Source organism: Cohnella sp. GCM10020058, assembly GCF_042683485.1.
Taxonomy (GTDB): domain Bacteria; phylum Bacillota; class Bacilli; order Paenibacillales; family Paenibacillaceae; genus Cohnella.
This window is the reverse complement of the sequence record NZ_JBHUJV010000017.1, coordinates 562,368-574,797: the sequence shown is the minus strand read 5'-3', so window position 1 is coordinate 574,797 and position 12,430 is coordinate 562,368. Positions and strand designations below refer to the sequence as shown.

The 12,430-nt window shown below is 54.7% G+C and carries 9 protein-coding genes; all 9 read right to left on the bottom strand.

The window, feature by feature from the left end:
• Positions 1-4: 4 nt before the first annotated feature.
• Positions 5-859 carry a carbohydrate ABC transporter permease gene (locus ACFSR7_RS29965; protein WP_378167989.1) on the bottom strand — a complete coding sequence of 285 codons (855 nt, stop codon included), beginning with the start codon at positions 857-859 and terminating at the stop codon, positions 5-7.
• Positions 860-1,750, bottom strand: a complete 891-nt coding sequence (locus tag ACFSR7_RS29960; RefSeq protein ID WP_378167987.1) for a carbohydrate ABC transporter permease — start codon at positions 1,748-1,750, stop codon at positions 860-862.
• A gap of 83 nt (positions 1,751-1,833) precedes the next feature.
• Positions 1,834-3,198 (bottom strand): ABC transporter substrate-binding protein, encoded by a 1,365-nt coding sequence (locus ACFSR7_RS29955; RefSeq protein WP_378167985.1) that lies wholly within the window; start codon positions 3,196-3,198, stop codon positions 1,834-1,836.
• A gap of 743 nt (positions 3,199-3,941) precedes the next feature.
• Positions 3,942-4,949 (bottom strand): LacI family DNA-binding transcriptional regulator, encoded by a 1,008-nt coding sequence (locus ACFSR7_RS29950; protein WP_378167983.1) that lies wholly within the window; start codon positions 4,947-4,949, stop codon positions 3,942-3,944.
• 112 nt (positions 4,950-5,061) lie between these two features.
• On the bottom strand, positions 5,062-7,674 hold the full coding sequence (locus ACFSR7_RS29945; protein WP_378167981.1) for a galactose-binding domain-containing protein: 2,613 nt from the start codon (positions 7,672-7,674) through the stop codon (positions 5,062-5,064).
• Positions 7,675-8,001: 327 nt separating this feature from the next.
• A complete protein-coding gene (locus tag ACFSR7_RS29940) occupies positions 8,002-8,595 on the bottom strand; it encodes a YdeI/OmpD-associated family protein (protein WP_378167979.1) in 594 nt (197 codons plus the stop codon).
• A 74-nt stretch (positions 8,596-8,669) separates the two neighbouring features.
• Positions 8,670-10,925, bottom strand: a complete 2,256-nt coding sequence (locus tag ACFSR7_RS29935; protein ID WP_378168209.1) for an ATP-binding cassette domain-containing protein — start codon at positions 10,923-10,925, stop codon at positions 8,670-8,672.
• 116 nt (positions 10,926-11,041) lie between these two features.
• Positions 11,042-11,377, bottom strand: a complete 336-nt coding sequence (locus ACFSR7_RS29930; protein WP_378167977.1) for an ArsR/SmtB family transcription factor — start codon at positions 11,375-11,377, stop codon at positions 11,042-11,044.
• A gap of 141 nt (positions 11,378-11,518) precedes the next feature.
• Positions 11,519-12,226: a DNA alkylation repair protein gene (locus ACFSR7_RS29925; protein WP_378167975.1), complete on the bottom strand. Its 708-nt coding sequence runs from the start codon at positions 12,224-12,226 to the stop codon at positions 11,519-11,521.
• Positions 12,227-12,430: the final 204 nt, after the last annotated feature.

The window sequence follows — 12,430 nt, the reverse complement described above, 5'->3', positions numbered from 1 at the left end:
ACCTTTAGCCTTTGATGCCCGTCGAGACGACCGTACCCGAGATCAGCTTCTTCTGCGCGAAGAAAAAGACGAGAATGACCGGGACGACCGCAAGGCTGCAAGCCGCCATCAGCTGCGCCGTCGTAATCGAGCCGATCGTCGCGCCACCTGCTTCGCCAGGGGACAACGCATACAGTCCGAGCGCCAGCGTAAAGCTCTTTTCCTTGCTTAAATAAATCAACGGCCCCATAAAATCGTTCCAGGTCGACATGAATACGCCGATGGCCACTACCGTCAGTCCGGGCCTGCACAGCGGCATGGAGATGCGCCAAAAAATATGCCAGAGGTTCGCGCCGTCGATCTTGGCGGCCTCGTCGAAATCGTGGGGAAGCGTCGCGAAAAACTGCCGCAGCAAAAAAATGTTGAACGCCCCGCCGCCAAAAAAGGTCGGCACGATTAGCGGGAGCAGCGTATTGGTCCAATTCAGCTTGCTGAACAGCACGTATACCGGAATCATCGTCACCGCGCCCGGCAGCATCATCGTCGCGAGTACGATGCCGAAGATCAGATTGCGATAGGGAAACCGCAGCCGGGCGAATCCGAATGCGCAAAAAGCGGCCGACAGCGTGCCCCCGACGACACTGAAAAAGACGACGATGCCGGTATTGCCGATATAAGAAAGAAAGGGCTTGATGGTCCAAATTTCGGAATACGCCTCTGCCGTGAATTGCGTCGGAAAGACGACCGGCGGAACCTTGTACAGATCGTCGAGTCCCATAAAGCTGCGAGCGACCATCCAGATCAGCGGAAACAGAAAAACGACCGCGCTTCCCAGCAGCAAGGCATACAGCGCCAACGAAGATTTTACGGGCGATCTCATCTATCTGACCTCCCCTTCGTAATGGACCCAGGATCTGCTCGTCCTGAAGATGAATGCCGTCAGCATCAGCACGATAATGAACAGCACCCACGCCAGCGAAGAAGCATACCCCATCTCCAGCGTGCGAAACGCCTTCTTGTAAATCATCACCATGAGAAAATTGCTGGCATTGAGCGGCCCGCCCGCCGTCGTCGCCATGACTTGGCCGAACACCTGGAAGGAGCCGATAAAGCCCATGATCAGATTAAAAAAGATGACCGGCGTAATCATCGGAATCGTGATGCTCCAGAATCTCCGCATTCGGGATGCGCCGTCCACGATCGCCGCTTCGTACAGGTGAGCGGGTATGCCCTGGAAGCCGGCCAGCCAGATGATCATCGATCCGCCTGCCTGCCACAGTCCCATAATGATGAGCGAAGGCATAACCGATTCCGGATGCGAGAACCAGGTGTACGGCGGCAACCCCACCATATCCAGCAACCGGTTCGCGAAGCCGTAGGTCGGGCTGTACAGCTGCTTCCACAAAATGCCCAGCGCCACGACCGGAACGACGACCGGCAAATAAAAGATCGTCCGGAAGAAACGGATGCCGGGCAGATTGCGATGAAGCAGCAGCGCCAGCAGAAAACCGATCAGGAGAGAGGCCGGCACGGAAATGCCGGTGAAAATGCCGGTAATTTTTAAAGACTGCCAGAACTCCGGATCGTGCAGCAATTTGTCGTAGTTGTCCGTGCCGACCCACTGCGGCGACTTGATAATATTGAATTTCGTAAAGCTGTAGTAGAGAGACTGCAGCACGGGCCAAGCGGTGAACAGCAGTATGCCGACCGTCACGGGCGATGTGAACAAATAGCCGGCGATCGCTTCGCGCACTTTTTTTCTGGATCTCATGAAGCTCTTCCCCTTTCCGCGTTCGGGCGGAGGGCCTCCTGCTTGCTCCCCCGCCCCGAAACTCCTGCTGCGCTGCCCTTCGGTTATTTCCAAGCCTTGTTGATACGCTCTTCCCATTCCTTAAGCGCATCTTCCAACGGCAGCTTGCCGAGCAAATACTTGTTCATCGCGTCCTCGTAGCCGGCGTTCGATTCGTTGATCAGCGATACGGGGAGCTTCGCGCTCAGGATCGGAAGAATGTCGGCTTCAGGCTCGATCGTATACGCTTCGACGTTCTTGCCCTCCACCGGACTGTTCCGCCACACGTCGTCTCCGGCCAGCGATTTGAGGACCGGAACCGAGTTGCCCGCCGAATTAAACGCCTTTTGACCGGCTTCCGTCAGGAACATGGAGACGAATGCGCCCGCTTCATCCTTGTTCTTAGACTTCGAGCTGACGCTGTAGCCGCTCGTGCCGCCGCCGACCGCATGAACGGAAGGCAAGCGCGGGAAAGGCACGACATCCCATTCGAACCCTTTGGCTTTGGAGACGTCGTTGATGGACGAGGCGACCGACTTCACTGCAAAGTAAAAGGCAACCTTGCCGGCCATGAACATGTCTTCGGGATATTGGCCATTCGGGTCGAGCGCATAGCCGTCCTTGGACAAGTCCCATAGATCCTTCAAGCCTTGGCCGACCAAAGGATCGGAAGCGACTGTTACCTTGCGGGCCGCTTCGTCGATCAGCTTGCCGCCGCGGCCCAGCGCGAACGGCGTCCATACCGCCCACCAGTGAATGTTGGAATTGACCGCCCATTGCGTCGTCGTGCCCGAGGCATCCTTCTTCGTCAGCTTCTTGGCATAGTCCATAAACGTATCCCAATTCCAGTCGTTAGACGGTAACGGCAATCCGGCTTCCTTAAGCAACGACGTATTGACCAGCGTGACGACATGCGCGTAATCCCGCGGGACCATGTATGTTTGGCCGTCTACTTTTCCCAGGTCAAGCATGCTGGGGTAAACGTCAGCGACGTCTACGCCGTTCGGCTCGAAGTACGCGTCGAGCGGAGCAAGAATGCCCAGATCCTGATACTCTCTTACCGAGGTATCCGGCAGCCAGAACACGTCCGGCAATTCGTTCGCCGCCGCCTGCGCGAGCACCTTCGCGTGCGGGTCCCCGACCATCTTTTCGACTTTGACCGTCACGTATGGATATTTCTCCTTGAACACGCTTACAACAGCGTCGACATTTTCGGACTCGCCCGGCCATTCGGGTACGCCTACGCGAAGTTCGACCGGGTCATGCGGCTTGTTTGCGTCCGTTTGAACCGCTGCGCCGCTTCCGGTCGCACCGTTTGTATTCGTTTTCAAATTGTTGCTGTCCGAATTTCCCGCACATGCGGCACTCATCAGCATCGAACCGATCATGACCGTCGCCCATACTGTTGATTTCATTTTGCCAGCTTTCATTTGGTTAACCTCCTCGATTGTTCCGTTCAATTGAGATGATGTCCGACAATTTCAATTGCATTTAAAGCGACTGCGGTGCGTATCCGGCTTTCCTCCTTTTGTATGCTTCCCCCAGTTTGATTCGTCATTGCTTAAGTAAAATAAAAATAAAACGTTTCACTTAAATTATTTTATCTCCGCGAGTTAAAATTGTCAATGCTAAAAACGAGAGCGCTTTTGTAAAAGAAAGCTGCGGGAAAATCGCCATGACGGCCCGATACTGGAGTCGCGCGGAATCGCCTATCGATGATCTGGCTCAACCGACAAACGTACTATTGGGTCCGCGTATCGTCTCTAGCGTCGGGTCTGCGTATCGTCGCCAGCGTCGGGTCCGCGTATCGTCGCCAGCGTCGTTCTTTCGCCGCAATGCCTGCATATATACATCTTTTTATGTCGACATCGACCTTTTTTCAGAGAGTAGATGCATATGTGCAGGTATTTTCCTCCATCAGCCCTTTTTCCGGGTTGTATTTTGCATTTACCTGCACATTTGCAGGTATTTCATCACGTGTCGCGCGTCGGCAGGAAATACATTTACAAATGCAGGCTTTTAACTGTCGAACTTTCGCAAGCTCAAATCGGAGGATGACGCGCTTCACTGTCCGCGAAGTGCAGCCCAATTTAAATTTTCTGCACTTGTAAAAAAAACAGCCTCCGTTCGGAAACTTCCCGGGAGATCCGGGCATTCCGAACGAGGCTGCTTATTACCTGGCTGGGACAAACGTGTTGCGGACGATGAGCTGCGCATCGATGACGATGTTTTCCGGCTCCACGCGACGGGTGTGGCCAATTCGCTTGATCAACAGACGCGCGGATTCCTTCGCGATCGTATTCGTCGGAATATGAATGGCCGAGATGCCGTAGCTCTCCGCAAGCGGGCTGTCGTCGAACGTAATGATCGCTTTATCCCGATGGTCCAATCCATGCTCCTTGAGCGATTCAATCATGCCGATCGCGAGCAGATTGGAACCGGCAATCAGCGCAGTCGGCGGTTCATTCAGGCTAAGAAAATGCGTCATGGCCGCTTTGCCGCTCTGTATATCGCCGTTGCCGATCGAAACATAGGACTCGTCGTAGGAAATATTGTGGCTGAGCAAGGCCTGACGATAGCCCGAGTGACGGTCATTGCTGACGAGGAAGTCAATCGGGCCGGGAGAGGAAAAGGAGATTTTCGTGTGCCCTGCTTTAATAAGCGATACGGTCGCCTGGTAGGCGGCATCTACGTTGTCTACGTCCACCCAGCTGCAGTAGACGCCTTCGGGCGGCCTGCTCATCAGGACATAAGGAAAGTTAAGATCGTTGAGCGCCCGGAAGGTCGTCACGTCGTTAAGCGGCAGGAAAAACACAAGTCCGCGTACGATCCCGCTGCGAACGAGGTCAAGCACCTTGGTGCCGCCCAAGCCTTCCTCCCAATCGAGCAGCATATTATACTTCTTTTCGTTGGCCACCTCGCCGACGCCGCCCAGGATGTCCATACCCACAAAAGGCAAGAACTCGGTACCAGGCTTGGGGATGATAATGCCGATCGTATTGATTTTATTGCTCGTAACCAAGCCTTTCGCAAGCGCATTCGGCTTATAATGGAGCCTTTCGGCCGTCTCGATAATTTTGGCGCGGGTTTCTTCGGACAAGCTTCCTTTGCCGTTGAGCGCCAGAGAAGCGGCTGCGATCGATACGCCTGCCTCCTTGGCGACATCCTTGATAGTAGCCAAATAAACAACTCCTAAATCGTTTAATTAATAAAGTGAACATAACACATGGCATGCAAAAGGCGCAAGCGCGAAGAACCTTCCCCCCGCCCTTGCGCCTTAAACTTTATAATCTTTAACTAAGCTGATAGTGGTAAATCTCGATCTCCGACAATTGAAGACGATAGCTGCCGGGATCGTCGACGGTCGGCGTTCCGAGCTTCGTCACGAGTATGCGAACATGGCGGGCATTTACAGGCGTGAAGTTATACTCCTGCGGAAAGCCGACGGGATTGCCCTGATTCGTGATCGTCGCAACCGTGCCGTAGCTCCCTCCGTCCGGCGCCGTCTGAATCGTGAAGTCGACGGGGAAGTTCGGCGATCCTCCCCCTACCGCATCGGTAAACAGCCTTGGAAACAGCTTTACCTTGTCCACGGTCTGATTCGAACCGAGGTCTACGTCAACCCATACCGGCGTGGCGGAAATATTGGCAGCGCTATAAGCGCTTGTCGTGTATCCGGCCGAACCGAAAACCGGCGTCTCGATGCCGTCCGTCAACCGCGATACGTCCCAGTCGGCAATGACCAGCGAATCGTTCGAGCTTACGGTCTTGAACCTGGCCAGATTGGGGATGTTGGATGCGCCCAGATTCGTCGATCCGCCCGGAACCTTCTGGGTCGTCCACGCGATATTATCGAACGAAACGCTGCTTTTGACATTGGTGAGACTGACATAGCCGCTTCCGAATACCGTATTCGGATCGTTCCAATCGATTTGCGGGCTTGCAACGTTGCCTACGAACACCTGAATGTTGCCGCCGTGCTTCATGATCTTAATATGGACAAAGCCGGTCGTCGGGTTCGCCCCCGTCGTTACAGGCTTCACGACTACTTTATTTTCCGTTCCGCCCTTGTACAAGGAGACATTCCCGCTCGATTCCAGCAGAACCAGATATCCGCTGCCGTAATAAGCGTCCGTCGGGAGCGTTTTTGCGAAGCTGAGTCCGGTCCAATTGCCAGAGCTGCCTGCGTTTATTTTTACGTCGGCTTCGATCACGCCGTTACCGAGCACCAAATTGTTCAGCGTGCTTGAGCCGGGGTCCGCCGCGGCATTCGTTTGATTGTAAGTTCCGCCAGACACGGCCCATGTCCCCGAATTTGCGGTCCAATTGCCGGCGCCGGAGGCGAAGTCGTCACTGAAGTTGTTAAGGGCCGTGACATTATCGAACGTAGCGCCGGCCAGCCGCGTCACCACGCCGAAATAACCGCTGTCATAGTAAAGTCCGTTATCCGTCCAGTTGATTAACGGCGAAGCGCTGCCGTTCGTGAACACTTTGATGTTGCCTCCGCTCTTCACGACCTTCAGATGAACGGTGCCGGCAGTCGGATCCAGGCCGCTAGCCGTTTCTCCCGTTACTTGCCCCGTCCCAGCTTTGAATAGGGCCATGTTGCCGTTCGCCCTCATAAAGACCAGATATCCGCTTTGGGTGAAATTGTCGTTCTCCTTGATCTTTCCGATATGCAGGCCTGCCCATTCGCCGGGATCGGCCGCAGAAGTTATGCGCAGGTCGGCATCGTAAACGGCGTTGCCGAAGACGGTGCCGGACGCGCCAGCATAAGCCGTGTCGGCGGTAAGACTGGTTTGCGTATATGCGCCTCCCGCTACTGACCAGCTTCCCTGATAGGGCGTCCATTTGCCTGCGCCGCTTGAGAAATTATCGCTGAAGGCGCCGCTAGGTTTCAAGCTCATCGTGATCGGAGTCAACCGCGTATTCCAGTTCAACGTGGCGCCGAATGAACCGTAAGCGTAGCTCAGGAATGGGGAATCGGTCGCTTTGATATGGCCCAGGGCATCCCCGCTGAGGCCTGCGTTGCTCGCTCTGGCATAATGATCGCCGTCCATATAGTATTCCTTCGTAAAATCGAAGCCGTTGGACGAACTGTAAACTTCGACATAAGACACGTCCGAGCCCCAATTGTTGGTCTGCACGCCGATGAACTTGTCGAGCGCTTCGACGTATTTGACGTCCGTAGCATCCTCAAAGGACGATTTATTGATGCCTGCGCCATGATACGTCAGACTTCCGGGCCAGTTCGCATTGGCGGTCGACGCGGTAGCTACCCGCATCTGGTTCATATTGTTGTCGGTCCAACTGTAGTAGATATAGAGCGTGGAGCCTTTGACGACAAAGGAAGGCTGACCTGCGCCGTAGACGAGCGGACTGCCGTCATAGACGATAAAGGGCTGCGGATTGCCGCCCCAGCCCGTGCCGTTCCACTTCTCCCATGTCCCCGTCGGGCTTGTGGACCGCGCGACGAAGATCTGGTTGTTCGTGCCTCCGCGGTTGGTCGTTGACGTATAAGCGATATAATAATAGCCGCCGAACTTGATGACGCCCGGATCGCAAGTCGAGAGCGCATCCATCGAACCGGCCGTCGGCGGCAGCACGATCTGGTCGCTTCCCCATGTCGCGCCGCCGTCCGTGGACCGCTGGTAACGGATGTAATCGTAAGGCAGCGGACTGCCTCCCTCGGAGCAGGCCCACATGTCGATGCTGCCGTCGCTGTTTACGATAAATGATGGTCCGTAGCGATAGCCCCCGATCGTCGCTCCGCTGTAAATGTCCCAGCCCGGAGAGCCGACGACCGCAAGCTGCTGCGAGGTTGACGAAACGGCAAATGCGGTAACAGGCAAGCACAATAATAAGAGCAGAATTGCAGGAACAAACGAGAGCCATTTCGTTTTCATAAAAAATCCCTCCAATTTTAGTGAAACGTTTTATGTTTCGATTTAATCATAATGTAAGCGCATTATTTTGACAAGGGAGAATTGCAATATTGCGCCATCGCATCGCCAATTGAGCCCAGAAGCTCCATCTAGAGCTACGTAACGGGACTGCGCCTTCATTCTGCCAAAGAGGCTCTATATGGAACCACATAGCGGGATCACGCTGCTAACTTTAGAGACTGCGTACCTTCCCCGACGTCGAAAAGCCGCCCCCGAGTCGATGATTCGACGTCGGGGTCGGCCTGTTTAGGGCATAACTTTGAACCGCCGCAGTTTACTCTTACCAATCTAATCGTCCAATCCCTTGCCTTCAAGAATTTTGGGCTTGTATTTCTCCACCCTGGCTTCTCTCGTCTTAGCTTGCTTAGGCTGAGAAAAATGGAGCAGGTAAGCTCTTTGACGCCCAGGCGTTAATGCTTCGAATGCCGTTTTTAAAGCCGGATTGTCGTCGAATTCGCGTTGAAGCTCATCGGCGACCTTGAATTCCGTCTGTTTCTTAAACACCACTTCTTGTCCCGACTTTTCTACGTTGATCGCATCGTGAATATAGTCTTTTAATAGCGCTGCCTGCTCCACGATCTCTTGGACGTTCGTGAACCGAATCTGGCGTCCGGCCTGCACGTTTTCCGTTTGTTGGATCAATATCCCGTTCGGGTCCTTCAGCAGTGCGCCTTTGTGAAAAAGGAGCGCGCAATATTCCTTGAACCCGTGGATCAGCACAACGTTCTTACTTTGAAACGTATAGCATGGATGCATCCATTTGAAATCCTCGGTTAATCCGCAGTCCATGACGATTTCTCGCAATTCCTCGTATTCGGCTTTCCAGCGTTTGGACTTGTTGAAAAATTCTTCGGCTTTCGGATGCGTTAGACGGTTGGTCATCTAATCGGCCTCTTTTCCATTCGTACGCTTGAACTCAAATCGTGTGCTTGCCATTTTTTATTTGCTCCATCTCGTCAAGCCAAGTATTTCCCCGTAATCGACCGCTCCTCGCGAACGATCTGTTCCGGCGTGCCCTCGAATACCACCTGGCCGCCTCTGCTGCCGCCATCCGGGCCCATGTCGATGATCCAGTCCGCCTGACTGATCACTTCAAGATTGTGCTCGATGACGATAACCGTATTGCCGGCGTCGACGAGCCGGTTCATGATCTCGAGCAAATGGCCGATGTCGGACATATGAAGCCCCGTCGTAGGTTCGTCCATCACGTAGATGCTGCCCTTCTTGTGCAGCTCGCTCGCCAGCTTGATGCGCTGGCACTCTCCGCCCGATAGCGTGCTGAGCGGCTGCCCGAGCGTAATGTAATTCAGACCCACGTCGCTCATCGCCTGAAGCTTGCGCACGACTTCTTTGAGCTGGAAAAATGCCAACGCCTGCTCCACTGTCATTTCCAGCACTTCGGCGATCGATTTGCCGTTCAGCTTGTACGCGAGCACTTCTTCCTTGAACCTTTTGCCGCCGCAAACCTCGCATGGCAGCTTCACGCTGTCGAGGAAGGCAAGATCCGTGTAAACGACGCCAAGACCTTGGCAGTTTTCGCAGGCGCCTTTGGAATTGAAGCTGAACAGGCCCTGGTTCACCTTGTTCGCAGAAGCGAACGCTTTGCGCACATCGTCCATGATGCCCGTATAGGTCGCGGGATTCGAGCGGGTCGATACGCCGATCGCCGATTGGTCGATGACGATCGCATCCGGATGCTGCCCCAGGAACACTTCATTGATAAGCGTGCTTTTTCCCGAGCCCGCGACGCCAGTCACGACGGTCAGCACGCCGGACGGGATATCGACGCTAACGTCTTGCAGATTATGCAACGACGCATGCGCCACCGACAATCGGCCGGACGGCGTTCTGCAATTTTGCTTCAGCTGAAGCGGACGTTTCATATAATTGCCTGTTAACGTACCTGCCTCCAATAACTGCTGGAAGCTCCCTTCGAACACGATGTTGCCGCCCCGGCTACCGGCATGCGGACCGACGTCGACGATATGATCCGCCACCTTGATCACGTCCGGATCGTGCTCGACGACGATCACCGTATTTCCTTTGTCGCGCAGCTTTTGCAGCAATTCATTTAACCGGTGGACATCGCGCGGATGCAAGCCGACGCTCGGCTCATCGAAAATATAGGTGACGTCTACCAGACTGCCGCTCAAATGCTTGACCATCTTGACGCGCTGCGACTCGCCGCCGGACAGCGTGTCCGTCTCGCGGTCGAGCGTCAGATAATCGAGACCGATATCGACCAGATGCTGCAGCCGTTCCGTCAAGGATTGGACAATCGGCGCGGCGGCCGGATCGTCGATCTCCCGGATGACGCGAACAAGCCGGCCGATTTCCATGGCGGACAGCTCCGCGATGTTATGCCCCTGGACTTTGCAGGATAGCGCTGCCTGGCTCAGCCTGGCGCCATGACAGCTGGCGCAAGTCCCTTCCGTGATGAACGGCGCGACGGTCTTTTGCGTGCGCTCGGACTTCGTCTTCAGATCCTGCTTGATGTACTTGTTGGTAAATTTCTCGATCGCGCCTTCTACCGTAATGTTCATGGCTTTGCCGGCGAAGTCCATCTTCACCTTTCTCGCTTTGCCGTACAGCAGCTGGTTCAGCTCGTCCTCCGAATAATCGCTCAGCTTCTTGTCGAGATCGAAATCCCCGGACTGCACGATCATGTTCAATTCCCAGCCGCCCGCGCCGTAATCCGGCAGCATGATCGCGCCTTCATTCAAGGACTGGTTCATGTCCACCGCCTTACTCATGTCAACGCCGAGGCTGCGGCCGATGCCGTTGCATGCCGGGCACATCCCTTGCGGGTCGTTAAAGGAGAAAAGATTGACGGGTCCGACATAAGGCTTGCCCACGCGGGAAAAAAGCAGGCGGACGATAGGAGAAATATCGGTGATCGTACCCATCGTAGAGTGCGAGCCGCCGCCAAGCCGCTTCTGGTCCACGATGACGGCCATGCTCAGGTTTTCGATCGCATCCGCTTCAGGCTGCGGGTATTTCGGCAGGAATGTCCGCACAAACATGCTGAAGTTCTCGTTCAACAGCCTCGTGGACTCCGCTGCGATCGTATCGAAAACGATCGAGGACTTTCCGGAACCGGATACGCCCGTGAAAATGGTGATCTTCCTTTTGGGAATACGCAGCGATACGTTATTGAGATTGTTCTCCCTCGCGCCGGAGATGACAATGTACTCCTGATTAAGTACGCTCATGATCTCATCCTTCCGTATGTATTCGGTCCGCGAGGCGCCTGGCAGCTTGTCCTCGGCAGACGCAAACCGGCTGCAACCGACATGCAGCCGGTTATCGACGATTCGGGTCAAGACCGTTAAGTCGTCTCCTCTTCTTCCTTTAATAGCTGGTCTAGTCGCAGCAGGTTCATACGCCAGAACTTATCGTAGAAGGATACCCAATCCTGAACCTCTCTGAGCGGCGCTGCGTGGAGTCTGAAGCGCGTCTCCCTGCCGACTTTGCGGTCGCGAACGAGTCCGGCTTCTTTGAGAATGGTCAGATGCTTGGATACCGCCGTACGCCCCATTTCAAATCGCGGCGTCAATTCATGAAGCGGCAGCTCCGACGCATCCGCGAGCAGACGGATCAGCTCGCGTCTGGTAGGATCGGCGATCGCTTCGAATACGTCCCGCACTGCAAGGTTATGGCTCACGACACCCTCTCCTATATATTCCGGCCTCGCCTAAGGCTCCCTATCGAACGGGAACCCGTTGGTGTCGGAGTCATTGTATGACACCGTTCGGTGTCGTGTCAATCTTCACCCTTAACCCTTCACTCTAACTTCAAGCTTCCCCTAACACCGGACATGTTTGCGTTTAAAACCGATCTGGTTTTTCTCTGCAGCCTTGCGGATCGTTTCTGCGGCATTCAAAAACTTCGCCTTGCCTTTGGTTCCGGTAACTTCGACCGGTCCGACGGCCAGCGCGGTTTCCATCGCTTTGGCGTGCAGCGGCAAATACGAGATGCCCACCGTATAGATGAACTGATTCATTGCGTATTTGGTCCGTTCCGGCGCGCCATGGATCGACTGTTCGGCCAAATCGAGCATGCCCGCAAGCTTGCGCTCCGAAAAAGCGCCGTCCGGCTGATTCCCGATCTGCCAGCAGTAACTGTTCCAGCCTGCCGACATTTTCAGCTCGTCGCCGCTGGCGATCCATTCGTCGGAGACGTCCTGCGCGATCGGCGCTTCCGCCAAGGTGACGGCGACGACAAAGTCGGACAGCATATAAAAATAGGCCGAGTCGATCCATCGGTCGAAATCCGCCGCCGTCATGGCTTTCGGGTCCGCAATAATGCCGGCGAAGTACATGGCATCGTAGTTGCCCGTTGCGTAAAGCTGCTCGGCCAGCGGTTGATTGATCTTGATTTTTTTAAAAAGCGGCTTCATCTCCCCTGTCGCGACGCCAAAAACCGGTTCGTGTGCGCCGTTCGAGACATACATTTTTTTAAGCCGCTCCTTGCCAAGCGACTCCAGCTCCTGCATAACCGTATCCAGTTCCATATGCGGACTCCTCTCCGTCGCCGGATGTATTTCATGACTGATTCTATTATACAAGCTGCTCGTGGATAGCCAAATAAGACGGACAGAATGAGCGCATCGGACATGGATCAATACACGAACGCAAGGGAGAGCCCGATTGCGACTCTCCCTCAAAATCAACATATGGCAAGCTAAGCCCTTACACTTCCGTCTCGTACAGATCCG